This window comes from Desulfurispora sp. (assembly GCF_052744395.1).
The window spans coordinates 15,766-41,189 of sequence record NZ_JBRAJI010000004.1 but is presented as its reverse complement, the minus strand read 5'-3'; the positions used below and the strand labels follow the sequence as shown (position 1 = coordinate 41,189).

Annotated in this window: 21 protein-coding genes; 19 read left to right on the top strand and 2 right to left on the bottom strand. The window is 61.5% G+C overall.

Annotated elements, in window-relative coordinates; translation table 11 throughout:
- Positions 1 to 49: 49 nt before the first annotated feature.
- The 6 genes from uvrB (at position 50) to uvrC (ending at position 8,015) form a co-directional block, all read left to right on the top strand.
- The gene (gene uvrB, locus ACUVTU_RS01925; protein WP_445888274.1) at positions 50 to 2,074 is read left to right on the top strand and encodes an excinuclease ABC subunit UvrB; all 2,025 of its coding nucleotides are present in this window, start codon (positions 50 to 52) and stop codon (positions 2,072 to 2,074) included.
- Positions 2,075 to 2,226: 152 nt separating this feature from the next.
- Positions 2,227 to 2,592, top strand: a complete 366-nt coding sequence (locus ACUVTU_RS01920) for an AbrB/MazE/SpoVT family DNA-binding domain-containing protein (protein WP_445888273.1) — start codon at positions 2,227 to 2,229, stop codon at positions 2,590 to 2,592.
- Entirely contained in the window at positions 2,547 to 5,363 is a 2,817-nt protein-coding gene (gene uvrA / locus ACUVTU_RS01915; RefSeq protein ID WP_445888272.1) for an excinuclease ABC subunit UvrA, read from the top strand. Before ACUVTU_RS01920 ends, uvrA begins: the two co-directional genes overlap by 46 nt.
- A gap of 69 nt (positions 5,364 to 5,432) precedes the next feature.
- Complete coding sequence (locus ACUVTU_RS01910; protein WP_445888271.1) at positions 5,433 to 5,663, top strand: hypothetical protein; 231 nt, start codon at positions 5,433 to 5,435, stop codon at positions 5,661 to 5,663.
- 4 nt (positions 5,664 to 5,667) lie between these two features.
- A complete protein-coding gene (locus ACUVTU_RS01905) occupies positions 5,668 to 6,042 on the top strand; it encodes a type II toxin-antitoxin system VapC family toxin (RefSeq protein ID WP_445888270.1) in 375 nt (124 codons plus the stop codon).
- An 11-nt stretch (positions 6,043 to 6,053) separates the two neighbouring features.
- Positions 6,054 to 8,015: an excinuclease ABC subunit UvrC gene (gene uvrC, locus ACUVTU_RS01900; protein ID WP_445888269.1), complete on the top strand. Its 1,962-nt coding sequence runs from the start codon at positions 6,054 to 6,056 to the stop codon at positions 8,013 to 8,015.
- 30 nt (positions 8,016 to 8,045) lie between these two features.
- Here uvrC and vapC read toward each other — a convergent pair whose 3' ends face one another.
- Positions 8,046 to 8,459: a type II toxin-antitoxin system VapC family toxin gene (gene vapC / locus ACUVTU_RS01895; protein ID WP_445888268.1), complete on the bottom strand. Its 414-nt coding sequence runs from the start codon at positions 8,457 to 8,459 to the stop codon at positions 8,046 to 8,048.
- Complete coding sequence (locus ACUVTU_RS01890; protein WP_445888267.1) at positions 8,452 to 8,655, bottom strand: type II toxin-antitoxin system VapB family antitoxin; 204 nt, start codon at positions 8,653 to 8,655, stop codon at positions 8,452 to 8,454. Before ACUVTU_RS01890 ends, vapC begins: the two co-directional genes overlap by 8 nt.
- A 127-nt stretch (positions 8,656 to 8,782) precedes the next feature.
- Between ACUVTU_RS01890 and ACUVTU_RS01885 the strand changes: the two genes are divergently transcribed.
- The 13 genes from ACUVTU_RS01885 (at position 8,783) to eno (ending at position 25,277) form a co-directional block, all read left to right on the top strand.
- Complete coding sequence (locus ACUVTU_RS01885; protein ID WP_445888266.1) at positions 8,783 to 9,640, top strand: Cof-type HAD-IIB family hydrolase; 858 nt, start codon at positions 8,783 to 8,785, stop codon at positions 9,638 to 9,640.
- A 13-nt stretch (positions 9,641 to 9,653) separates the two neighbouring features.
- Positions 9,654 to 11,654: an amylo-alpha-1,6-glucosidase gene (locus ACUVTU_RS01880; RefSeq protein WP_445888265.1), complete on the top strand. Its 2,001-nt coding sequence runs from the start codon at positions 9,654 to 9,656 to the stop codon at positions 11,652 to 11,654.
- Positions 11,655 to 11,683: 29 nt separating this feature from the next.
- Positions 11,684 to 12,763, top strand: a complete 1,080-nt coding sequence (locus ACUVTU_RS01875) for a bifunctional phosphoglucose/phosphomannose isomerase (protein ID WP_445888264.1) — start codon at positions 11,684 to 11,686, stop codon at positions 12,761 to 12,763.
- Between the two features lie 53 nt (positions 12,764 to 12,816).
- A complete protein-coding gene (gene rapZ, locus ACUVTU_RS01870) occupies positions 12,817 to 13,698 on the top strand; it encodes an RNase adapter RapZ (protein WP_445888311.1) in 882 nt (293 codons plus the stop codon).
- On the top strand, positions 13,686 to 15,017 hold the full coding sequence (locus tag ACUVTU_RS01865) for a gluconeogenesis factor YvcK family protein (RefSeq protein ID WP_445888263.1): 1,332 nt from the start codon (positions 13,686 to 13,688) through the stop codon (positions 15,015 to 15,017). The genes rapZ and ACUVTU_RS01865 overlap by 13 nt, the downstream gene beginning before the upstream one ends.
- 395 nt (positions 15,018 to 15,412) lie before the next feature.
- Complete coding sequence (locus ACUVTU_RS01860) at positions 15,413 to 16,261, top strand: polysaccharide deacetylase family protein (RefSeq protein WP_445888262.1); 849 nt, start codon at positions 15,413 to 15,415, stop codon at positions 16,259 to 16,261.
- 96 nt (positions 16,262 to 16,357) lie between these two features.
- A complete protein-coding gene (gene whiA / locus ACUVTU_RS01855) occupies positions 16,358 to 17,299 on the top strand; it encodes a DNA-binding protein WhiA (protein WP_445888261.1) in 942 nt (313 codons plus the stop codon).
- 39 nt (positions 17,300 to 17,338) lie between these two features.
- The gene (gene rpoN / locus ACUVTU_RS01850; protein ID WP_445888260.1) at positions 17,339 to 18,769 is read left to right on the top strand and encodes an RNA polymerase factor sigma-54; all 1,431 of its coding nucleotides are present in this window, start codon (positions 17,339 to 17,341) and stop codon (positions 18,767 to 18,769) included.
- A gap of 154 nt (positions 18,770 to 18,923) precedes the next feature.
- The gene (gene gap / locus ACUVTU_RS01845) at positions 18,924 to 19,955 is read left to right on the top strand and encodes a type I glyceraldehyde-3-phosphate dehydrogenase (RefSeq protein WP_445888259.1); all 1,032 of its coding nucleotides are present in this window, start codon (positions 18,924 to 18,926) and stop codon (positions 19,953 to 19,955) included.
- A 97-nt stretch (positions 19,956 to 20,052) separates the two neighbouring features.
- Entirely contained in the window at positions 20,053 to 21,237 is a 1,185-nt protein-coding gene (locus ACUVTU_RS01840; protein ID WP_445888258.1) for a phosphoglycerate kinase, read from the top strand.
- A gap of 16 nt (positions 21,238 to 21,253) precedes the next feature.
- Positions 21,254 to 22,012: a triose-phosphate isomerase gene (gene tpiA, locus ACUVTU_RS01835; RefSeq protein WP_445888257.1), complete on the top strand. Its 759-nt coding sequence runs from the start codon at positions 21,254 to 21,256 to the stop codon at positions 22,010 to 22,012.
- A gap of 364 nt (positions 22,013 to 22,376) precedes the next feature.
- Positions 22,377 to 23,921, top strand: coding sequence for a 2,3-bisphosphoglycerate-independent phosphoglycerate mutase (gene gpmI / locus ACUVTU_RS01830; protein WP_445888256.1), 1,545 nt, complete (start codon positions 22,377 to 22,379; stop codon positions 23,919 to 23,921).
- A gap of 75 nt (positions 23,922 to 23,996) precedes the next feature.
- Entirely contained in the window at positions 23,997 to 25,277 is a 1,281-nt protein-coding gene (gene eno, locus ACUVTU_RS01825) for a phosphopyruvate hydratase (protein WP_445888255.1), read from the top strand.
- Positions 25,278 to 25,424 lie beyond the last annotated feature (147 nt).

The following is a 25,424-nucleotide window of genomic DNA, read 5'->3' as shown; positions in this document are numbered from 1 at the left end:
AGTACTCGTAGAACAAAAATTCGTTGCCGTGGGCAAAGGAGGGTGCCCTGTGGCCGGCTTTGTGTTGAAATCCGATTTTGTGCCCCGCGGCGACCAGCCGCAGGCCATTGCCCAGCTGGTGGAGGGCCTGCAAAAGGGCTACAAGCACCAGACGCTGTTAGGCGTGACCGGGTCGGGCAAGACCTATACCATGGCCCAGGTTATCCAGGCCGTGCAGCGGCCCACCCTGGTGCTGGCGCCCAACAAGACGCTGGCCGCCCAGCTGTGCAGCGAGTTTCGGGAGTTTTTCCCCGACAATGCCGTGGAATATTTTGTTAGTTACTATGACTATTACCAGCCCGAGGCCTATATTCCCCAGACCGACACCTATATCGAAAAGGATTCCTCCATTAATGATGAGATAGACAAGCTGCGCCACTCGGCCACCTGCGCCCTGCTGGAGCGGCGCGACGTGATTGTGGTGGCCAGCGTGTCCTGCATCTATGGTCTGGGTGATCCCGGCGAGTACCGCAACCTGGTGATCTCGCTGCGCCGGGGCATGCGCATCGAGCGCGACGCTGTGCTGCGCCGCCTGGTGGACATCCAGTACGAGCGCAATGATGTGAACTTCACCCGGGGCAAGTTCCGGGTGCGCGGCGATGCGCTGGAGGTTTTCCCGGTGGCCACCACCGAGCGGGCCATCCGCATTGAGTTTTTCGGCGACGAGATTGAAAAAATGCTGGAGTTCGATGCTCTGACCGGTGAAATCATCGGCCTGCGCCAGCATGTATCCATCTTCCCGGCCAGCCACTATTCGGTGAGCAGCGACCGGCTGCAAAGGGCCATTGTTTCCATCCGCCAGGAGCTGGAGGAGCAGCTGGCCTTGCTCAGGGAGAAGGGCAAGCTGTTGGAAGCCCAGCGCCTGGAAAGCCGCACCAACTATGACCTGGAGATGCTGCAGGAGGTGGGCTACTGCAACGGCATTGAAAACTATTCCCGCCATCTCACCGGGCGGGCACCAGGCGAGGCCCCCTACACCCTGCTGGACTTTTTCCCGGAGGACATGCTCATGTTCATCGACGAGTCCCACGTGGCCGTGCCCCAGGTGCGGGCCATGTACGAGGGCGACCGGTCCCGCAAAAGCGCCCTGATCGAGTACGGTTTCCGCCTGCCCTCGGCTCTGGATAACCGCCCCCTTCAGTTCGAGGAGTTTTTACAGCGCCTGAGCCAGGTCATTTACGTCTCAGCTACGCCGGCCGCCTTCGAGCTGGAGCACAGCAGCCAGGTGGTGGAGCAGATCATCCGGCCCACCGGTCTGGTGGACCCCGAGATCCAGGTGCGGCCTACCGCCGGGCAGATTGACGACCTGCTGGGCGAGATCAACCAGCGGGTGCGCAAACAGCAGCGCGTGCTGGTGACCACCCTGACCAAGAAAATGGCCGAGGATTTGACCGACTACCTGCGCCAGGCCGGGGTGAAAGTGCGCTACATGCACTCGGATGTTAACACCATTGAGCGCATGGAGATCATCCGCGACCTGCGCCTGGGGGTGTTTGACGTGCTGGTGGGCATCAACCTGCTGCGCGAGGGGCTGGATTTGCCCGAGGTCAGCCTGGTGGCCATCCTGGATGCCGACCGGGAGGGCTACCTGCGCTCGGAAACCTCGCTCATCCAGACCATCGGCCGGGCGGCCCGCCATGCCGAGGGCCGGGTGATCATGTATGCTGACCGGATTACCCGCTCCATGGCCCGGGCCATCGGCGAGACCAACCGGCGGAGGGAAAAACAGCTGGCTTTCAACCGGCAGCACGGCATTGTGCCCCGTACGGTGCAAAAGAGTGTGCGGGCGGTGATTGAGGCCACCAGTGTGGTCGAGGCGGCCGGTGTATACCGGGCGACAGCGGGCGACAAAAAGAAAAAATATAGCAAGAAAGAGTTAAAGCAGTTAATTTCTGTCACCGAAAAGCAGATGCGGGAAGCCGCCCGCCGCCTGGAATTTGAGGAGGCCGCCCGCCTGCGGGATATTTTAATTGAACTGCGCTTGCAGCTCCGAGGGCGGGATCCCCGCATCAAAGCGGTGGGCGAGGAAATGTGACATTCTATCCCCCTTGCTGCTCTACCGGCCCCCGGCTATATTAGTACTACGGGCTGCTGGAGCGAGCGACGTGCCACCGCACGCCTGATCTGCGGCGCTCCCTGGCTCGTATCAATTCAGGCAGCCGAACCGGGAGAAGGGGGATATGTGCAGTGATGCTGCAGAGAAATGCGCAAAGCAAGTATTATACCGTGATCAATCATCTGGGCCAGGTGGTGCTGCCCGCCGCAGTGCTGGTGCAGCTGGGCATTGACAGTACCAGCGACCTGGCCATGTATATAGAGGGCAATGCCATTGTTTTGCGGCGCGTGGGCACAAGTGCGTCCAGACGCGCATCGCGCGATTTTGAACCGGCAGTTAATGAGACCAACCATATCGTTGAGGAGACAGGGTCCGGAGGCTGTCCGGCAGGGCCACCGCTAGAGGTGCTGTCTTTCTCTCGGCGAAAAATTACACAGGAGCGTTTGACCCCATGCAGGATCACATCATCATCCGCGGCGCGCGGGTGCACAACCTGAAAAACATCAATGTAGAAATACCCCGCCACAAATTTGTGGTGCTCACCGGCCTGTCCGGTTCGGGCAAATCCTCGCTGGCCTTTGACACCATTTACGCTGAAGGGCAGCGCCGCTATGTGGAGTCGCTGTCGGCCTACGCCCGCCAGTTTCTGGGCCAGATGGACAAGCCCGATGTGGACAGTATCGAGGGGCTTTCCCCGGCCATATCTATCGATCAGAAAACCACCTCCCACAACCCGCGCAGCACAGTGGGTACGGTGACCGAAATATATGACTACCTGCGCCTTTTGTACGCCCGCATCGGCACGCCCCACTGCCCGCGCTGCGGCCGGGTGATCAGCAGCCAGACCGTGCAGCAGATGGTGGACCGGCTGCTGAGCCTGCCCGAGGGCAGCCGGCTGCAGGTGCTGGCGCCCGTGGTGCGGGGCAAAAAGGGCGAGTTTGCCCGTTTGCTGGAGGAGGTGCGGCAGGAGGGTTTCGGTCGGGTAAGGGTGGACGGAGCGGTTTACGATTTGAGCGAACAACCGGCCCTCAGCTTGGCCAAAAATAAAAAGCATAATATTGAAATTATTGTGGATCGCCTCATCCTGCGCCCCGGTGTGGAAAGCCGCCTGGCCGATTCCCTGGAAACCGCTCTACGACAGGCCGGGGGGCTGGCCCTGGTGGCGGTGGGCGAACAGGAGGAAATTCTGTTCAGTGAAAACATGGCCTGCCCGGAATGCGGCATCAGCCTGCCCGAGCTGTCGCCCCGCCTTTTTTCTTTCAACAACCCCCACGGCGCCTGCCCCCAGTGCACCGGCCTGGGTGTGCGCCAGGAAATCGACCCCGATTTGCTCATCCCCGACAAGAGCAAGTCGCTGGCCGAAGGGGCCATTATGGGCTGGCAGCAGGGCCAGCACGCCGCGGCCTTTTTGCAGGCTCTGGCCGGCAAGTACGGTTTTTCCCTGGACACGCCGGTGGAGCAGCTGCCGCCCCGGGCGCTGGAAAAGGTGCTCTATGGCACGGGCGGCGAGCGCCTGCCGGTGCGCTACCGGGATGGGCTGGGTTACGAGCATGTCTACAACATGAGCTTTGAGGGCGTGGTCAACAATTTGCTGCGCCGTTACAAAGAAACCAGCTCCGAGTATATCCGGCAGGAAATTGAAAAGTACATGAGCGCGGTGCCCTGCCCGGCCTGCCGGGGGGCGCGTCTCAAGCCGGAAGCTCTGGCGGTTAAGGTGGGCGGTTTAGCCATTCATGAGCTGTGCGCCCTGCCCGTGCACCGGGCGCAGGAGTTTCTGATGGGCCTGGAGCTCACTGAACGGCAGCGGGCCATCGCCCGCCAGGTGCTCAAGGAAATTAACGAGCGGCTGGGTTTCCTGGTCAATGTGGGGCTGGACTACCTGACGCTGGACCGGGCGGCCGGCACCCTGTCGGGCGGCGAGGCCCAGCGCATTCGCCTGGCCACCCAGATTGGCAGTGGGCTGACCGGTGTGCTCTACATCCTGGACGAGCCCAGTATCGGTCTGCACCAGCGGGACAACCAGCGGCTCCTGAGCACCCTTTTCCGCCTGCGCGATCTGGGCAATACCCTGATTGTGGTGGAGCACGACGAGGAAACCATCCGTCTGGCCGACCACATTATTGACATCGGACCCGGGGCGGGCGAGCACGGAGGGCAGGTGGTGGCCCAGGGCGATGCGGCAGCCATCATGGCCTGTCCCCAGTCGCTCACCGGGCAGTATTTGAGCGGCGCCCGGCGCATTGAGGTGCCGGCCGCCCGCCGGGTGCCGGGCGGCAAGTACCTGGAGGTACTGGGGGCGCGGGAGAACAATTTGCAAGATATCGACGTGGCCTTCCCCCTGGGGCTGTTCATCTGCGTCACCGGTGTGTCGGGCTCGGGCAAAAGCACGCTGGTCAACGAGATTCTCTACCGGGCCCTAGCCGCCGCCCTGCAGCGGGCCCGGGTGAAGCCCGGCGCCCACCGCGCGATCCGGGGGCTGGAGCATGTGGACAAGGTGATTGAAGTGGACCAGTCGCCCATCGGCCGCACCCCCCGCTCCAACCCGGCCACCTACACCGGGGTGTTTACCGATATTCGCGAACTGTTCGCCCTGACGCCGGAAGCCCGCCTGCGCGGCTACAAGGCCGGGCGCTTCAGCTTCAATGTGAAGGGTGGACGCTGCGAGGCCTGCCAGGGCGACGGCATCATCAAGATTGAAATGCATTTTCTGCCTGATGTCTATGTGCCCTGCGAGGTCTGCCGGGGCCGGCGCTACAACCGGGAGACGCTGCAGGTTACCTACAAGGGCAAAAACATCGCCGATGTGCTGGCCATGACTGTGGACCAGGCGGCCGAATTTTTCCGGGCCATCCCTCGCATCCACCGCCGGCTGCAGACTCTGCAGGATGTGGGCCTAGGTTACATCCGCTTGGGCCAGCCCGCTCCCGAGCTGTCGGGCGGGGAGGCCCAGCGGGTTAAGCTGGCCACCGAGCTGGCCCGCCGCTCCAACGGCCGCACCGTGTACATCCTGGATGAGCCCACCACCGGCCTGCACATGGCCGATGTGCACCGCCTGCTGGGCGTGCTGCAGCGTCTGGTGGACGCTGGCGATACCGTAATTGTTATTGAGCACAACCTGGATGTGATCAAGACGGCCGACTACATTATCGACCTGGGGCCCGAGGGCGGCGTGCGGGGCGGCCAGCTGGTGGCCTGCGGCACGCCCGAGGAAGTGGTCCGGGTGGAGCAGTCCTACACCGGGCAGTTTTTGCGGCAGGTGCTTTTTTAGATTTTTTGCTATAATGGAAGATAAGAGCGGGGATTGTTCGGGGATATTTTCGAGACAGGGGGGACGAATATGCTGACTAGTAGCGATTTGTCCAGGATCAGGAAAGATATTTTGGATAGCCTTATGCTTTTAACCGAGCCACAACAGGAGCAGGTGCTGCAATTTATCCGTGCTTTGCTGGCCCAGGCCGGGGGGAAGGCTTTGCTGCCTCTGGCCGGTACTATTGCTCAGGATGATCTGGCGTTAATGGAAAAAGCTATTGCCGAAGGGTGCGCAAGAATTGAACGGGGCAACTGGTAATTGCTTGCTGGACACCAATATTGTGATTGCGTTATTTGCCGGGGATGAAAATGTTTTGCAGAACATTGTGGGTTGCCGGCAAATTTTTTTACCATCCATTGTCCTAGGCGAATTGTATTATGGAGCGCAAAAGTCGCAGCGGGTGGAAGCCAACAGCCGACGCATTGATGAATTGGTTTTCCGGGTGAAAGTACTGTCAGTGGATACACAAACCGCCAGGTTATACGGGCAGATTAAATCTATTATGCAAAGAAAAGGGCAGCCCATTCCGGAAAATGATCTCTGGATTGCTGCTCTGGCTCAACAACACGGTCTGGTTTTGGCCACCCGTGATCAACATTTTAACTTTATCCCAAATGTGGTGGTAGTGAACTGGTAAAGGGTGACATTATGAGTTTACAGGACAAACTGCCCCATCTGCCGGCGGCGCCCGGCGTGTACATTTTTCGCGATAGCAGCGGCAGTGTGCTCTATGTGGGCAAGGCGGTCTCACTGCGCCAGCGGGTGCGCTCCTACTTCCAGGATCCCGCCCGCCTGCCGCCCAAAACCCGGGTAATGCTGCAAAAGGCAGCCGACCTGGAATACATTGTCACCGACAACGAGGTGGAGGCCCTGATCCTGGAGGCCAACCTGATCAAGGAGCACCGGCCGCGCTACAATGTGCTGCTGCGCGATGACAAGAGCTATCCCTACCTCAAGGTGACCATAAACGAGGACTACCCGCGGGTTTTTGTTACCCGCACGGTGACCCGGGACGGGGCCCGTTATTTCGGGCCCTACACAGCGGTGCGCGACCTGCGGGAAACGCTGGAAGTGCTGCGCTCGCTCTTCCCTTTTCGCACCTGCAAGCACAAAGACCTGAGCAAGGTGGAACGACCCTGCCTCAATTACCACATCAAGCGCTGTCCGGCCCCCTGCGGCGGGCGGGTGAGCCGCGAGGAATACCGGCGCAGTATGGAGCAGATCTGCCTGTTTCTGGAAGGCAGGCAGGAGGAAATATTGAAACAGCTGCGCGGACAGATGCAGGCGGCGGCCGCGGCGCTGCAGTTTGAAAAGGCGGCCCTGCTGCGGGACCGGCTGCGGGCGCTGGAGAGCGTGCTGGAAAAACAAAAAGTGGCCGCCGCCGGCCGGGGCGATCGCGATGTGCTGGCCCTGGCCAGAAGCGGCGACCTGAGCTGCGTGGCGCTTTTTTTTGTGCGCGGCGGTAAGCTGGTGGGGCGGGAGAATTTTTTTCTGGAGGGCACCGAAGGGCTGGAGCGGGCCGAGGTGCTCACCGCCTTTCTCAAACAGTATTACAGCCGGGCCGAGTTCATCCCGCCGCTGCTCCTGCTTTCCGAGGGGGACAGGCGGGAGCTGGCCGCCGTGGCCGGGTGGCTGACTTTATTACAGAAAAAAAGTGGTCCGATAGACCGCGCTGGTGTTGTCGGCCAGCCGGAAAGCAAACCGCCGGAGGGCTGGCCGGAAGAGCTGGGGAGAGAAAAAAAGCGGCCGGCTGTGCAGATTAAAGTTCCGCAAAAAGGCGATGACAAACAGCTGGTGGACATGGTGGCCCACAACGCCCGGCTGGCCCTGCAGGAGGAGGAGCTGGCCCGCACTGGGCGGCAGCGGAAGGAGCAGGCGCTGGAACGCTTGGCCGCCGTGCTGGGACTGCCCGAACCGCCCCACCGCCTGGAGTGCTACGACATCTCCCATACTGCCGGGCAGGAAGCCGTGGCCTCCCTGGTGGTGATGCTGGAAGGCCGCCCGGCGCCACAGGAGTACCGCAAATTCCACCTGCGCACTTTAAGCGGGCCGGACGACTTTGCCGCCATGACCGAGGTGCTGGAGCGGCGCTTTAACCGGGCCCGGGAAGAGCGGCAGCTGATCAATACCGGCCAGCTGTCCACCAAAGAGGCCAAATTTTATCAGCTGCCCGATCTGGTGCTCATTGACGGCGGGGCCGGGCAGCTGGTCGCTGCCCTCCGGGTGCTGCAGCAGCAGGGTCTGGCCCACATCCCGGTATTTGCCCTGGCCAAGAAGGAAGAGCTGATTTACCGGCCGGCGGGCCAGCCACTGCGCCTGCAGCGGGATGACTCGGCCCTGCAGCTGTTGCAGGTCCTGCGCGATGAGGCGCACCGCTTTGCCGTGAGCTATCACCGTCAACGACGCACCCGGCGCAGCTTGAAATCGGTGCTGGAGGAAATCCCGGGCATTGGCCCGGTGCGGCGGCGGGCCCTGCAAAAGGCTTTCCCCGGGCTGGAGGAGCTTAAAAAAGCTTCCCTGGAAGAGCTGGCCGCCCTGCCGGGCATGAACCGCAGCGCTGCCGCGGCGGTGTACCGCTTTTGGCACGGGGAGGGTGGCGATCGGGAATAAGTTGGAGCAGCGGGTGCGCCCGCGCACAGTTCAGCTGGAGGTAAGGCTGTAAGCTTTCAGGGAGGGACAGGCACCGGCTAGCAGGTCATAATGCTTGTCCCGGTGTACCAGTGTGCAGTCCGATTGCATCGCCCAGGTGGCAATCAGCAGGTCCATCATGGGGATGAGCAATCCCTGTCGCCTTAAACGATAGCCCAGCCGGGCGGCTTTTTCCCAGACAATGTCCTCCCCGGTCAGCAGGGGCAGGGCCTGGAGCATGCTGTCCAGTTCCGCAAACTGTTTTTCACTGCGGGCACCAATTAATATTTCGGCTTTGATGGGCGGGGCCAGTACCGCGCGCTCTTGCAGAAGAGTCTCCCGTAACCAGCCGGTGATTTTGGGATTACCACCGGGGCGCAGCGCTTCAATCCAGACCGAGGTGTCTATCAGAAATTTTTCACTCATTCCGGCGCAGTTCCTCCAGCATGGAATCGTCCAGAGCCAGGTCTACCTGCCCCAGGCTGGCGGCCAGCTTTTCCAAACGTTTGCGGCGGACAAATTCCACCAGGGCTTTTTCAATGGTCTCGGTGATACTTTTCAGTTCGGCCAGCTCCATTGCTTCCTGGAGGAGCTGGCGGTTGACATATAATGTGGTCTTCATTGTAAGTCACCTCAAGATATATTATAACAGAACAACTGTCCACATTACGACATAAATAGCATATTTATATTTATTGTTAAAATTTCTGCGGCGTCCTGCGGGAAGGGCTGGTGAAAGGAGTATAATAATGACCGAGTACAAGCTGCTGGCCATGGATGTGGACGATACACTGCTGGATCGGGAACTGCGCCTTCATCCGGACGACGAGGCGGCCATCGCCCGGGCCCGGGCGGCCGGCGTGCAGGTGGTTCTGGCCACAGGGCGCATGTACCAGGCCACTTTGCCCCTGGCCCGGCGTCTGGGTATAATCGCGCCCCTGATTACCTACCAGGGGGCCTGTATCCGCCATCCGCTCACCGATGAGGAAATCTGGCACTGCCCGGTGCCCCTGGAGCTGGCTCTGGAAGTGCTGGAGCTGAACCGGCAGTGGGGCTTTCATGTCAACGCCTATTTTGATGACAACATCTATGTGGCCGAGCAAAATGAACACAGTTTGCGCTATCAGGCCATTTCGGGTATTGCGGCCACTCCTGTGGGGGACCTGGGGGCATTTTTGCGCCGGGCCGGCCGCGATCTGACCAAGGTGCTGTTTATCGCGCCGGAAAAAGAGCTGGATGCCGTGCTGCCCCTCTGCCAGCGGCATTTTGGTCAGCGTTTGCATATTACCAAGTCCAAGCCTTTTTTTCTGGAGTTTTCCCATCCCCGGGCCAACAAGGGGGAGGCCCTGGCCCGCCTGTGCGACCATCTGGGGCTATCTCTGGCCCAGGCCATAGCCGTGGGCGACAGTTATAATGATCTGGAAATGCTGGAGATGGCCGGGCTGGGTGTGGCCATGGGCAATGCCCGGGAGGAAGTGAAGGCGCGGGCCGACTGCGTCACCGCTCCGGTGGAGGAAGGCGGCGTGGCCCGGGTGGTGGAAAAATTTATATTGGGGCAGGCGGTGTCGTGTTCCGGGCGGGGTCTGGCGCCGCCTGCCGGAAAGTGAGGGAGGGAGAGGGATGCAGCCCATTACCTTGGGCAAGGCGGCCTGGGCCAATCATGAGGCCGGAGCCGGGCGGGAGTGGTTGGTGACCAACGGTACGGGCAGCTATGCCATGAGCACCATCATCAACCTGAACACGCGCAAATACCACGGCCTGCTGGTGGCCTCGCTCAGCCCGCCGGTGCGCCGCACCCTGCTGCTGGCCAAACTGGACGAAAGCGTGACTATCGGCTCTACCACCTACAACCTGGCCACCAACCGCACGGTGCACGGCCTGAGCGAAGGCGGGTACATCCACCAGCAGCGTTTTGTGCTGGATTATTTCCCCACGTTTGTTTACGCCTTTGATCAGGTGTGGCTGGAAAAGACCATTTTTATGCTGCACGGTGAAAACAGCACGGTGGTCCTGTACCGCCTGGTTAACGGTGCGCAGCCGGCCCACCTGTGCCTGCGCCCTATGGTCAACTGCCGCGATCACCACTGGACGCTGCGCCAGGGCCAGATTGCCCTTTCCGCCCGCCCTGTCCCCCGCGGGGTGAGCATCCAGGCGACCCCGGCCGTACCGCCCCTGTTCCTCTGCTGTGACCGGGCCTCATTTCACCCGGCCGACGACTGGTACCGGGAGCTTTTCTACCCGGAAGAAGCGGCCCGGGGGGAACCGGCGGTAGAGGACCACTACCTGCCGGGACACTTCACGGTGGAAATTGCCCCTCATGAGGACGCCTGGATCACTTTTCTGGCTACCACTACCACCTGCCGGGAGGTGGACGGCCCGGCCGCTCTAGAAAAGGAGAAAAAGCGTTATCAGGTTTTGCTGGAGCAGGCCGGTTACAGCGACCCGCTGGCCCGCCGCCTGGTCTGGGCGGCCGATGCCTTTATCGTGCGCCGCCAGTCCACGGGGGGCAAAAGCGTGATTGCCGGTTACCCCTGGTTCAACGATTGGGGGCGGGATACCATGATTGCCCTGCCCGGCCTCACCCTGGTGACCGGGCGCTTTGCCGCCGCCCGCTCCATATTGCTCACCTACGCCGCCTACTGTAAAGAGGGCCTTTTGCCCAATGTCTTTCCCGACGGCCGGGGGCAGGAGCCGCTGTACAACACGGTGGACGCTGCCCTGTGGTACTTTCACGCGGTCTATAAATATTACCAGTACACCGGCGACCGGGAGCTGATCCGGGAGCATCTGCTGCCGGTACTGCAGGAGATAGTGGAGTGGTATATCAAGGGTACCCATTTCCACATCGGGATGCAGGAGGACGGGCTGCTGGCTGCCGGCAGCCCCCGGCACCAGCTCACCTGGATGGACGCCAAGGTGGACCAGTGGGTGGTCACCCCCCGGCACGGCCGGGCGGTAGAAATCTGCGCCCTGTGGCACAACGCCCTGGGGGTGCTGGAATACTTCTGCCGCCTGTGCGGCCGTCCCTTCTCCTGGCCGGATTTGCCCGGGCGGGTGCAGGAGAGCTTTCAGCGCACCTTCTGGTACGAGGCGGGTGGCTACCTGTATGACGTGGTCAACGAGCAGGGGGCGGATGCGGCCATCCGGCCCAACCAGGTGATCGCCTGCGCGCTGCCCTTCACCCCGCTGCGCCAGGAACAGATGCGCCGCCTGCTGGGCGTGGTCTGGCGCGAGCTTTATGCCACATACGGGCTGCGCAGTCTGGCTCCCGGTCACCCCGCCTACCGGGGGGTGTACCAGGGCGACCGCTGGCAGCGAGATGGCGCCTACCACCAGGGTACAGCCTGGAGCTGGCTGATCGGGCCCTTTGTCACCGCCCTGCGGCGGGCGTATAATTACGATGCGGCCAGCCGTCGGCTGGCTGCCAGGATCATCCAGCCCTTCGCCGACCACCTGGCCGAGCACGGGGTGGGCTATATTGCCGAAATTTTCGACGGCAACGAGCCGGTGATGGCCCGGGGCTGTCCGGCCCAGGCCTGGGGGGTGGCCGAAGTGCTGCGGGCCTATGTGGAAGATGTGCTGGAAAAACAGAAAGATCATAATATTACGAAAGGCAGGTGAACGGGCCGGCGAAAAATCGGCCCGGTGGCATGGACGCAAAACTGCTGGACAATGTACAATTGCTGTATGAAAAGGACAGCAAAGGTATGCTCAAAGCCCTGGCCGAACTGCCCCACCAGTGTTACCTGGCCTGCTGGGAACTGCCCGGCCGGCTGGAGCTGGCGGACAGCGCGCCCATCAGCAACATTGTGGTCACCGGCCTGGGCGGTTCGGCCATTGGCGGCGACCTGCTGCGCGTGTACTGCCTGGACCGCTGCAGCGTCCCCGTGCTGGTCAACCGCGACTACACCCTGCCCGCCTTTGTGGGCCCGGATACCCTGCTCTTTGCCGTCAGCTATTCGGGCAACACCGAGGAAACCCTGAGTGCCTACCAGCAGGCCCGCCAGAAGGGCGCCCGCATTGTGGCCCTGACCACGGGAGGGCGGCTGGCCGAGCTGGCCAATCAGGACGGCGTGCCCTGGATTAAAATACCTGCCGGACTGCAGCCCCGGGCAGCCACCGGCTTTTTGTTCATCCCCACCCTGGTGGTGCTGGAAAAACTGGGCTTTATTTCGGGTGTGGAAAAAGAAGTCCAGGAACTGGTGGAGCATCTAAAAACGCTGCAGAGAAACCTGGCTCCCGAAGTGCCCCAGGAAAGCAACAGCGCCAAGCAGCTGGCGCTCAAGCTACACGGTCGCATCCCCGTGGTCTGGGGGGCCAGCGGCACCAGCGAAGTGGTGGCCCAGCGCTGGAAAGGGCAGATTAACGAAAACGCCAAGGCGCCGGCCTACTGGAACATTTTACCCGAATTGAACCACAACGAACTGGTGGGCTTTCAGGTGCCGCCCGAAATTTTGCGCCAGCTGCACATAGTCATCCTGCGCGACCCCGACGATCATCCCCGGGTGCAGAAGCGGGTGGATATTACCAGGGAAATCATTGCTTCTGCGGTGGGCGGCGTCACCGAGGTTTCGGCCAGCGGGGGCGGCCGACTGGCGCGCACCTTTTCCCTGATTTACAGCGGTGACTACACCAGCGTATATCTGGCCTTTCTTTATGGCCTTGATCCCGGACCGGTAGAAGTGATCGATTATCTAAAGCGGGCCCTGGCCAGTGATGGTGGCCGGTAGCCGGTCGTCAGTCGTCAGTCGTCATAGCAGAAGAAAGGGGTGGTGGCATGGGGCTGCGCATGGTCATAGTCACCGGCCTGTCGGGGGCTGGTAAAACCCAGGCGGTAAGAGCGCTGGAAGACCTGGGGTTTTTCTGCGTGGACAACCTGCCGCCGCGCCTGATGGGCAAGTTTATTGAGCTGTGCCTGGCTTCCCGGCGGGAAATCAAAAATGTGGCCCTGGTGGTGGACATCCGGGGCGGGGAATTTTTCGATGATCTCAGTGATGCCCTGGCTGGCCTGCAGCAGAATCGGGTCAGCTATGAGATCCTTTTCCTGGAAGCGTCGGATGAGGTCTTGCTGCGGCGTTACAAAGAAGCGCGGCGGGTGCATCCTTTGAGCCAGGGCGGCGATGTGCTGGCCGGCATTCGCCAGGAGCGGGAAAAATTGCGCGAACTGCGCGGCCAGGCCGATGTAAAGGTGGACACCTCCCGCCTGTCGCCCGCCCAGCTGAAAGAGATCATCCGCAACCACTTTCCCGGTGATGAAAGCGGCGGGCGCCTGCGGGTCACCATTACCTCTTTTGGCTACAAATACGGTATCCCCTCGGACTGCGATCTGCTGTTCGATGTGCGCTTTCTGCCCAACCCGTACTACCAGCGGGAACTGCGTCCCCTGACGGGCAATGACCGGGCGGTGGCCGATTATGTACTGGCCCCCGCGGTTACCGGACAGTTTATGCAAAAATTAATAGACTTGCTGCAGTTTTTGCTGCCTTACTACCAGGCCGAGGGTAAAGCCGGACTGCAGATTGCGGTGGGCTGCACCGGCGGCCGGCACCGCTCGGTGACCATTGTCAACGAACTGGCCCGTTTTCTGCGCCAGCAGGGGTATCCGGTGCAGGTGCAGCACCGGGACATCGGGTTGCCGGCGGGGGGAGAGGTATGCGGCAGCTAGCCAAGTGGCTCTACCCGGGCCTGCAGGTGAAACGCTGGCTGCTGCTGGCGGCGGCCGGTTTCTTGCTCACGCTGGCCAGCAGTGCGCTGCTGGCCGCCCGTTTTTGGCCCTTTCCCCGCCAGCTGGTGCTGGAGTGGGGCAAAGCCCATCTGGGACTGGCTGCGGCCTGGCCCTGGCTGGTGCTGGGGGGGCTGGCCGGGCTGGCGGCCAATATTTATGGCCTTTACCGGGCGGTTAAATCGCTGCTGGTGGTAGTGCAGCCCGACGGTACCCGTCTGGTGGACCTGCTCTACGCCCGGCATTTTTTAAAGCGCGGCCCGCGCATTGTGGTAATTGGCGGCGGTACGGGCCTGTCCACTTTGCTGCGTGGCCTGAAAAAATATACCAGCAACCTGACGGCTATAGTATCGGTGGCCGATGACGGCGGTAGTTCGGGGCGGTTGCGCCAGGATATGGGCATCTTGCCCCCCGGTGATATCCGTAACTGCCTGGTGGCGCTGGCCGACCGGGAGAGCCTGATGGAGCAGCTTTTCCGCTACCGCTTCCCCAGCGGTGAGCTGGCCGGACACAGCCTGGGCAACCTGCTCCTGGCCGGCATGGCCGACCTGACGGGCAGCTTTCAGCAGGCCGTCCACGATATCAGCCGCGTCCTGGCCGTGCGGGGCCGGGTGTTGCCCGTGACCCTGCAGAAGTGCACCCTGGGGGCCCGTTATGCCGACGGCGAGGTGGTCTGGGGGGAATCTAGCATCCCGCAGCCGGGACGCCCGATAGCCGAAGTCTTTCTATCACCGGCCGACTGCCCGCCCCTGCCCGAGGCCGTGGCCGCCATTGCCCAGGCCGACCTGATTGTGCTTGGGCCGGGCAGCCTTTACACCAGCATCCTGCCCAACCTGCTGGTGCCCGGCATCAGACAGGCCCTGCAGCAGGCGGCGGGGCGCAAAGTATATGTGTGCAATGTAATGACCCAGCCGGGGGAAACCGAGGGCTTTACCGCCTCCCGTCACCTGGAGGTGCTGCAGCAGTATGCCGGCCGGGTGGTGGACTGGATGATTGTCAACCGGGCTCCGGTGCCGGCGGCTGTGCGGGAGCGCTATGCCGCCCAGCAGGCCGGACCGGTGTTGGTAGATGAGGCGGAATGCGCCCGCTTGGGAGTGGCCGTGCTGGCGGAGGAGCTGCTGCAAATAGAAGGCCAGGTGGTGCGCCATCACCCGGACAGGCTGGCCAGCCTGCTCATGGGCCTTTTGCTGGCCGACCGGCCGCTGCGCCCGCGATGGGGGAACAACGCTCGCCCAACCGCTTCGCTTCGGACGGTACTGTAGCGTGCTGTTTGTACTTCACACCGCAGTGGGTGTGCATCCCGCGCTCGTCCGAACTGCGCGCCGGGCAGCACCAGCGGCTCGGCCACGGGCAGGCCGGGCCGCCCCAGATTCGACATCCTGTCTCAACTGGGGCTGGCGCGGACGTCCTGTCCGCGCCTCCCGGCCTGCTGCCGTGGCCTCGCCGGGTGCTGTTACCGGCGCTCCGGACGGGCTTGCGCGGGATTGGCACACCCACTGCAAGCCTAAGCCCATCTGTGACAGGCGAGTGTTGTCCATGTTCGCCGGGCAAGCCAGTGCGCCCGGTTTTCCGGACGGGCGAGCGCGGGATGCACACCGCCATCGTGCAAAGGCAAGCTACCACATAAAGGTGGTGAAAAGCGATTACAGTCAAAAGAGTGCTGCTGGCCCTGGTCAGCTTGGTTTTCCTGGCGGCCGCCGTGGCCCACGTGGCCTACCACGACGCCCGCTACAAACTGACTCTGGCCCTTTTTGAAAAATATCCGCCCGCTGTAGCCGGGGGCAAAAGCGAGCCCCGGCCCGTGCCCGTACCCGTGCTGATGTACCACAAGGTCAACCCGGACCCGCGCACCGGGGGGCTGGGCCTGCGCGTGCCGCCGGACAAATTTGCCTGGCAGATGGAATTTCTGGCCCGCCACGGTTATCACACCGTCGGCCTGACCGATGTGCTGGATGCCTGGCGGGGCGAAAAAAAACTGCCCCCCCGGCCCGTGGTGATCACCTTTGATGACGGTTACCTGGACAACTACACCTGGGCCCTGCCCATCCTGCAGCAGCACGGCTTTACCGCCACGGTTTTTGTGGTGGCCGGTACAGTGGGAGGGATCAACTCCTTCGATTACCCGGTGCGCCAGCCGCGCAATGTGATGATGGGCTGGGAGGAGATCAAAAAAATGCAGCGGGCCGGTATCACCATCGGCTCGCACACGCTCAGCCACCCTCACCTGGCTGAACTGCCAGCCGGTCAGCAAGCTGAGCAACTCCGGCGCAGCAAGGAGATCCTGGAACAGCACCTGGGCCGGCCGCTGGAGGTGCTCTGCTACCCCTATGGTAGTTATAATGAGGAAACTATACGGCAGGCCGCAGCGGCCGGTTACCGGGTCGCCGTGACCACAGAGCAGGGCCTGGCCGCGCCCGACGACGCGCCGTATCGCTTAAAGCGCATCCGCATCCGGGGGGATTACTCCCGGGACAAGTTTGTACACGAGCTGTTGCGGTATTATTAAGCATACACAGCCTTTTCAGTAAACTTTATGAAGATACTGAAAAGGCTGTGTTTATTCTCCGCTTTGTGGTATAATATTTGCGAGTGGTGAAGTCCCATGTCCTTCTCTCATCTGACCAAAAACGAACTGGCCCGCATCTCGCCCGGCCCGCCCTGCTGTCGGCGGGCCGAACTGGCTGCGCTGGCCAGACTGGACGGCACGCTGAAAATAAGCCGCCAGCAGATCACCCTGCAACTGGTCAACGAAAACGCCGCCGTGGCCAGGCGCATCTTCACGCTGCTCAAAGAACTCTTTGATGTACAGCCCCGGGTGCTGGTACAGCGCCAGACCCGCCTGCGCAAAAACAATATCTACCAGGTGGTGGTCTCTTCCGAACAGGCCGTTCCGGTGCTGGAAACCCTGGGACTGCTGACACCGGACGGAATGCTGCAGGAAAAAGTGCCACCGTCCATCCTGCGCCGCGACTGCTGCCGGCGGGCTTACCTGCGCGGCGCCTTCATGGCCGGCGGGTCGGTGAACCACCCCGGGACCACTTACCACCTGGAGGTCATCAGTAACAACGAAAAGCATGCCCTCACTCTGGCGGCTCTGATGAAGCGCTGCGGCCTGGAGGCCCGGGTCAGCACCCGCAAGGGCTGGTTTGTGGTTTACCTGAAGGAAAGCGAGCAAATTGCCGCCTGCCTGAGCATTATGGGTGCCCACGCCGCTCTGTTGGAGTTTGAAAACAAACGGGTCATGAAGGACATGCGCAACCATGTCAACCGCCTGGTGAACTGCGAAACCGCCAACCTGAACAAGACGGTGCAGGCAGCGGTCAAGCAGGTGGAGGATATTAAACTTATTGAAAGCACCATCGGTCTAGATAAACTTCCGGAGGCCCTGCGCCAAACCGCCCGGCTCAGGATCAGCCATCCCGATGCCAGTCTGCGGGAACTGGCCGAAATGAGCCAGCCGCGCCTGGGGCGTTCCGGCATCAACCACCGTCTGCGTAAAATAGAGCAAATCGCCCGGCAACTGCGGCAGGGCACCTCCGGTTAAGATACCGGTCCTGGTCGGCCGCCGGCAAGGAGTGATAGGATGCGGATTGGATTTGGTCTCAATGTGGAACAGACCCAAAAACTGATCATGACCCCCGAGTTGCGCCAGGCCATTGCCATCCTGCAGCTCTCCTCCCTGGAGCTGGAAACTTACATCCAGCAGCAGTTGCAGGAGAACCCCTTGCTGGAGATCAGCGAAGAGGAGGAAAAAGATGAGCTTTTGGCCGGGCGGGAGGAAACAGCAGCAGCCCGGGCAGAGGACGCGGCCGGGGAAAAAACCGGCGATTGGGACTGGCAGGAGTATTTCCAGGATAGCAGCGATCTTGGATATGTGAAAATTGAGAAAAGTCACAATGAAGAAGAATATTCATATGAAAACTACGTCAGCCGGGAACCCACCATGCAGGAGCACCTGCACTGGCAGTTGAACATGACCCCCTGTGGCCCCCGGTTACGCTGTATCATCAGTTTTCTAATTGGCAACCTGGATGGGCGGGGTTACCTGCGCATATCCTTGGCCGAAGCAGCCGCCATCCTGGGTACCGTACCCGGCCAGGTGGAGGAGGCGCTGGCCGTGCTGCAGAGCTTCGATCCTCCCGGGATTGGAGCGCGCGATCTGGCCGAATGTCTGCTGATTCAACTGCGCCAGCGGGGGCAGGACCAGGGACTGGCCGGCCGGATTGTGCGCCACCACCTGGACGACCTGGCCCGGGGCAAGTTGATGCGCATAGCCGGCCAGCTGGACGTACCCGTGCAGGAAGTGCAGCGGGCGGTGGATTTGATCCGCAGTCTGGAGCCCAAGCCGGGGCGCAATTTCCCCTCCAGCGGTGACGTGCGCTATGTGGTGCCCGATGTGGTGCTGGAAAAAGTGGGGGGCGACTACATCATCCTGATCAACGATACCGCGTTGCCCCGCCTGACCATCAACCAGACCTACCGTTCAGTACTGCAATCCGGACGGGATTACGACGATAAAACCCGGCGCTATGTGGAGAGCAAGCTGAATGCTGCGGCCTGGCTGCTGCGCAGCATTGAACAGCGCCGCATGACGCTATACAAGGTCGCCAGTTGTCTGGTGGAATTGCAGCGGGATTTTCTGGATTACGGGGTCAAATATTTAAAGCCCCTTAATTTAAAAAAAGTGGCCGAGATGGTGGGACTGCACGAATCCACTGTCAGCCGGGCCACTTCCAACAAGTACATCCAGACGCCCCGGGGTGTCTTTGAAATGAAATATTTCTTCAGCACCGGGCTGGGCAATACCATGGGAACCGGGGTGTCCACCTCGGCGGAGAGCATCAAGAAGATGCTCAAAGAGCTGGTAGCCGCCGAGGATCCGCGCCGCCCCTACAATGACCAGACTATCGCCGAGATTTTCCAAAACCGCGGCATAAAAATATCCCGCCGTACCGTAGCCAAATACCGCGATGAACTGGGCATCCCGCCCATCCGCATGCGCCGCCGCTACTAGCCGGCGGTGTTTTTTTATGCCTTCATGGAAAAATAATCTGCTGATAAAGCAGGAATATACCCTTTAATGTGGAATATGCATATTAAAAAGAGTAACACAATTAATTGATTAGTGTATAATAATTACTGTAAAACTGGAAAGGAGTGCATCTATAATGGCTGTGAACCTGGGCATCAATGGTTTCGGACGTATCGGACGCTGCGTGCTGCGGGCGGCTTTGCAGCGCGATGATATAAATGTGGTGGCGATCAACCACAAATCCCGCCGCCTGCCGGCCGGCGAGGACTACGCGGCCCGTTTGGCCCATACGCTCAAATATGATTCTGTGCATGGTAAATTGGATCTGGATGTTTGTGGCGAAAATGATATAATATGCATTGGGGGAAGGAAAATAAAGGTCCTGGCGGAAGCCGATCCGGCCAGCCTGCCCTGGCGGCAGCTGGGGGTGGACATCGCCGTGGAGTCCACGGGCAAGTTCAACAACCCGGAAGCGGCGGCGGCCCATTTCACGGCGGGAGCAAAGAAAGTGGTGCTCACCGCTCCGGCTAAAGGCGAGGCGCTGACGGTGGTCATGGGGGTAAACCAGCACATGTATGATCCGGCCGTGCATCATGTGGTCTCCAACGCCTCCTGCACCACCAACTGCCTGGCTCCTCTGGCCAAGGTTTTGCATGACCATTTCGGGATTGTGACCGGACTGATGACCACCGTGCACGCGGTGACCAACGACCAGCAGATTCTGGACATGCCGCACCGCGACATGCGGCGGGGCCGCTCGGGAATGATGAGCATTATCCCCACCACCACCGGGGCGGCCAAAGCCGTGGCCCTGGTGCTGCCCGAACTGAAGGGGCGCTTAAATGGCTTCGCCATGCGCGTGCCCACACCCGATGTGAGCGTGGTGGACCTGACGGTCAGCCTGGCCCGGCCAGCCAGCCGGGAGGATGTGAACGGCGCCCTGAAAGAGGCGGCCGCCACCAGTATGCGCGGCATCATGGCCTACAGCGAGCTGCCGCTGGTTTCCACCGATTACATTGGCGACAGTCACAGCTGTATTGTGGATGCACCCCTGACTATGGTGACCAGGGAGGGGCTGGTAAAAGTTGTGGCCTGGTACGACAACGAGTGGGGCTATGCCAACCGGGTGCTGGATCTGGTGGCATACATGGCCCGGCGCGGTTTGTAACAAAATAATACCGGTTCCTGTTCCGGAAACCAGAAAACCGGCCGCGACAGGCCGGTTTTGCTGCTATTATTTAGAAAATTATGAAGGGTGAGGTAATATGGCCAAGAAGACGCTGCACGATGTGGACTTATCCGGCAAGCGGGTGCTGGTGCGGGTGGACTTCAATGTGCCCCGCGATTCCGAGGGCAATATCACCGACGATACCCGCATCCGGGCTGCCCTGCCCACCATTGAATATTTGCTCCGCCAGCCGGCCAAAGTGATCCTGGCTTCCCACCTGGGCCGGCCCAAAGGCAAGGTGGATGAGCGCTACCGCTTGGATGCCGTAGCCCGGCGTTTGGGGGAACTGCTGCCCTGCCGGGTGTACAAGGTGGACGATTGCGTGGGCCCCGAGCCTCAGGCCGCCATTGAAAAAATGCAGCCGGGCGAGGTGCTGCTGCTGGAAAATGTCCGCTTCTATCCGGAGGAAGAGAAAAACGACGAGGTTTTCGCCCGCCGCCTGGCCTCCCTGGCCGACGTGTTTGTCAATGATGCCTTCGGCGCCGCCCACCGGGCCCATGCCTCCACTGTGGGCGTGACCCGATACCTGCCAGCGGTGGCCGGCTTCCTGATGGCTCGGGAGCTGGAAATGCTGGGCCGCGTGCTGGAAAACCCCGGTCGCCCGCTGGTGGCCATTCTGGGTGGAGCCAAGGTCAGTGATAAAATCGGCGTGATCAACAACCTGCTGGGCAAAGTGGATACCCTGATCATCGGCGGGGGTATGGCCAATACCTTCCTGGCTGTCCGGGGTTACCACATGGGTAAATCCCTGCTGGAGGCCGACAAAGTGGATCTGGCTCGCCAGCAGCTGGAGCAGGCCGCCGGCCAGGGGGTGCGGGTGCTGCTGCCCGTGGACCTGGTGGTGGCCGAAGCGGCCCGGCCCGATGTCACCCCGCAAGTGGTGCCGGTGGAGGCCGTGCCGGCCGAATATATGGCTCTGGACATCGGCCCGCGCAGTGCGGAAATATTCCGCCAGGCGGTGCGGGAAGCCCGCACCGTGGTCTGGAACGGACCCATGGGCGTCTTTGAAATGGCCCCCTTTGCCGCCGGTACCTTTGCCGTGGCCCGGGCCCTGGCTGAAAGCGACGCCCTGACCGTGGTGGGCGGCGGCGATTCGGTGGCCGCGGTGGAAAAAGCCGGTGTGGCGGACAAGATCGGCCATATCTCCACCGGCGGGGGAGCTTCCCTGGAATACCTGGAAGGCAAAGAGCTGCCCGGCGTAGCCGCGTTGCAGGATAAATAATCGAGGAGGCCGGATCATGCGCAGACCACTGATTGCTGGCAACTGGAAAATGCACAACACCGCGGCCCGCACCCGGGAACTGCTGGGAGCGCTGCAGCACGAGCTTTCCGGCTACAGCGGGCCGGCCGAGGTGGCCGTTTGCCCGCCTTTTACCAGCCTGGCCGCGGCGGCCGAGAGCGTGCAGAATACCTCCCTGGTGCTGGGCGCGCAGAATATGCATTATGAAGAAAAGGGCGCCTACACGGGGGAAATATCCCCGCTCATGCTGGCCGAACTGGGCTGCCGCTATGTCATCCTGGGCCATTCGGAACGGCGGCAGTACTTTGCTGAGGATGATGCCCTGATCAATCGCAAGGTGCGGGCCGCCCTGCAGTACGGTTTGGTGCCCATCCTCTGCGTGGGCGAGCTGTTGGAACAGCGCCAGGCCCGGGTTACCGAGGCGGTCATTCGCATTCAGCTGGCCGGCGGTCTGGCCGGGCTGACGCCGCAGCAGGTGGCCGGCCTGGTGATCGCTTACGAGCCGGTCTGGGCTATTGGTACCGGCAAGACCGCCTCGCCGGCCGATGCCCAGCAGGTGAACGCCTACATTCGCCAGGTGGTGGGTGAGTTCTTTGGCGGCGCAGCGGCGCAGGCGGTGCGCATCCTGTACGGGGGCAGTGTCAATGCGGGCAACGCCGCCGAGCTGCTGGGACAGGCCGATGTGGACGGTGCCCTGGTGGGCGGGGCCAGCCTGGACGCGGCCGGCTTTGCGGCCATTGTCCGGGCGGCGCGTTAAAAGTATTTTGTTGCATCGGTTCAGGCATATAGGGTGCGCCAATCCCGAGCGAGCCCGTCCGGAGCGCCGGATGCAGCACCCGGCGAGGCTGCAGCAGCGGGCCGGGAGGCGCGGACAGGAGGTCCGCGCCAGCCCCTGTTGAGACAGGAGGTCGAATCAGGGGCGGCCCGGACCGCCTGCAGCTGAGCCGCCGGTGCTGCCCGGTGCGCAGTTCGGGCGAGTGAGGGATGCGCACCCGCAAAAAGCTGGGCTAAAAGCGCTGCCAGCAGTTGTGCCATTCGGTGGGCAGCTGAGGGTGAGCATTGTCCATGCTCGCCGGGATTATATGCCCGATATCCAAAGTTTCGGAAAGGAGACTAAAGCCTTGCCAGACAAACAAGGCCCCCTGGTTCTGGTCATCCTGGACGGCTGGGGGCTCCGCAACGACACCCACGGCAACGCCATCAAACTGGCCCGCACCCCCCACATGGACAGCTTCTATCAGCAGTACCCCTGGACCAGCCTGATCTGCAGCGGCGAGGACGTGGGCCTGCCCGCCGGCCAGATGGGCAACTCGGAAGTGGGCCACCTGAACATCGGAGCCGGGCGCATCGTCTACCAGGAACTCACCCGCATCAGTCGGGAAATCCGCCAGGGCGGCTTTTTCCGCAATGACGTCCTGCTGGGCGCCATCCACCACGTGCGCCTGTTCAACAGTTCCCTGCACCTGATGGGTCTTCTGTCGGACGGCGGTGTGCACAGCCACCTCGAGCACCTGCTGGCCCTGATCGACCTGGCCAAACAGCAGGGGCTGAGCAAGGTCTATGTGCACTGCTTCCTGGACGGCCGGGACGTGCCGCCCAGCAGTGCCCTGGAATACATGGACACCCTGACCGGCCACCTGCAGCAGACCGGTACCGGCCGGGTGGCCAGCGTTATGGGCCGTTACTATGCCATGGACCGGGACAAGCGCTGGGAGCGCACCGAGAAGGCCTACCGGGCCATGGTGCTGGGCGAGGGGCTGAAAGCTACCAGCGGCCGGGCGGCCATCAGCGAGGCCTATAAACGGGGCGAAACCGATGAATTTGTTCAGCCCACCGTGATCGAACAGCCGGATGGTAGTGTGGCCACCGTGCGCGAAGGCGATGCGGTGATTTTCTTCAACTTCCGCCCCGACCGGGCCCGGCAGATCACCCGGGCTTTTGTGGACGGCGACTTCACCGGATTTAACCGGCCGCAGCATCCCCAGGTGCACTTTGTCTGCATGACCCAGTACGACAAAACCATTGACGCGCCCGTCGCCTTCAAACCGCAGCGCATCGTCAACACGCTGGGTGAGGTGCTGGCCCGGCACGGGCTGTGGCAGCTGCGCCTGGCCGAGACCGAAAAATACGCCCATGTAACCTTTTTCTTCAACGGGGGCGTGGAAGCGCCCAACCCGAAAGAGGAGCGGGTGCTCATCCCTTCTCCCAAAGTGGCCACATATGACTTGAAACCCGAAATGAGCGCCTACGAGGTGACCGAAGAGTTTTTGCGCCGCCTGGCCGAGGACAAGTACAGCGTGATCATTATGAACTACGCCAACGCCGATATGGTGGGGCATACTGGCGTGCTGCCGGCGGCCATCCGGGCCATTGAAGCGGTGGATGAGTGCCTGGGCCGGGTGGTGCCGGCAGTGCTGGAAAAACGGGGTACCGCGCTCATCACCGCTGACCACGGCAATGCTGACCAGATGCTGGACGAGCAGGAGCACCCCCAGACGGCGCATACCACCAACCAGGTGCCCTTTATCCTGATCGGTGAACCGTACCGGGGGCGGCGCCTGCGCCCGGGTGGGCGGCTGGAGGATATTGCCCCCACCATGCTGGAAATACTGGGATTGGAACAGCCAGCCGAGATGACCGGGGAGAGCCTGCTGCTGGAAGAATAGGGGCGGGCCACCGGGAAAACGGTGCTGTTGTGCAGGTAATACCTGAATTAATATTCATGCAGGGAGGTTATCTTTATGTCCACAGCAATTATGGATGTACTGGCCAGGGAGATTCTGGACTCGCGGGGCAATCCCACTGTAGAAGTGGAGGTAGTTCTGGAAGATGGTACCATCGGGCGGGCGGCCGTGCCCTCGGGTGCTTCCACCGGTGCTTTCGAGGCGGTGGAACTGCGGGACGGGGATGCCGGTCGCTACCTGGGCAAGGGTGTACAGCAGGCCGTGGAAAATGTCAACAGTGTGCTTGGTCCGGAGATACTGGGCCTGGATGCCACCGAGCAGGTTGTCCTGGACCGCACCCTGATTGAACTGGACGGTACGCCCAACAAGGGCAAGCTGGGCGCCAACGCCATCCTGGGGGTTTCTCTGGCCGCGGCTCGGGCGGCGGCTGCGGCGGTGGGCCTGCCCTTCTACCAGTATATTGGCGGAGTTTATGCCCACCAGCTGCCCGTACCCATGATGAACATATTGAACGGCGGCAAGCATGCCGACAACAATGTGGACATTCAGGAATTCATGATCATGCCGGTGGGGGCGGCCAGCTTCGCCGAAGCCCTGCGCATGGGGGCCGAGGTTTTCCACACCCTGAAAAAAGTGCTGCATAAGCGGGGTCTGAGCACCGCGGTGGGCGACGAGGGCGGTTTTGCTCCCAACCTGGCTTCCAACGAAGCGGCCCTGGCCGTGATAGTGGAAGCCATCCGGCAGGCCGGTTATGAGCCGGGCCGGGACATCGCCCTGGCCCTGGACGTGGCTGCCACCGAACTCTATCAGGATGGGGCCTACCTGCTGGAAGGGCAACGGCGCAGTGCGGCGGAAATGGTGGATTACTACGCCGCTCTGGTGGATAAATATCCCGTACTGACCATTGAAGACGGGCTGGCCGAGGAGGATTGGTCCGGCTGGCAGCTGCTGACAGAAAAGCTGGGGCGGAAAATCCAGCTGGTGGGCGACGACCTGTTTGTGACCAACACCGAGCGCCTGGCCCGCGGGATTAAGGAAGGCATTGCCAATTCCATATTGATCAAAGTCAACCAGATCGGCACCCTCACCGAAACTCTGGCCGCCATAGAAATGGCCAAACGAGCGGGTTATACAGCCATTGTCAGCCACCGCTCGGGCGAGACCGAAGATACCACCATTGCCGACCTGGTGGTGGCCACCAATGCCGGCCTGATTAAAACCGGCGCACCCTCCCGCACCGACCGGGTGGCCAAATATAACCAGCTGCTGCGCATTGAGGAAGAACTGGGCGAGGCGGCGGTTTATCCCGGCCGGATGGCGCTGTATTGCCTGCGCTAGGTGAACGACCGGTCAAGAGGCAAATTTGACTTTTCACCTTCTTCTCCCGACCGATTGTCAATTTTTTCTCTGCATGTTATAATTACTGCTATATGAATGCCCCCTGCACATATGGCGGAAAATTTTGACAAAATGGCGCTATCTGGT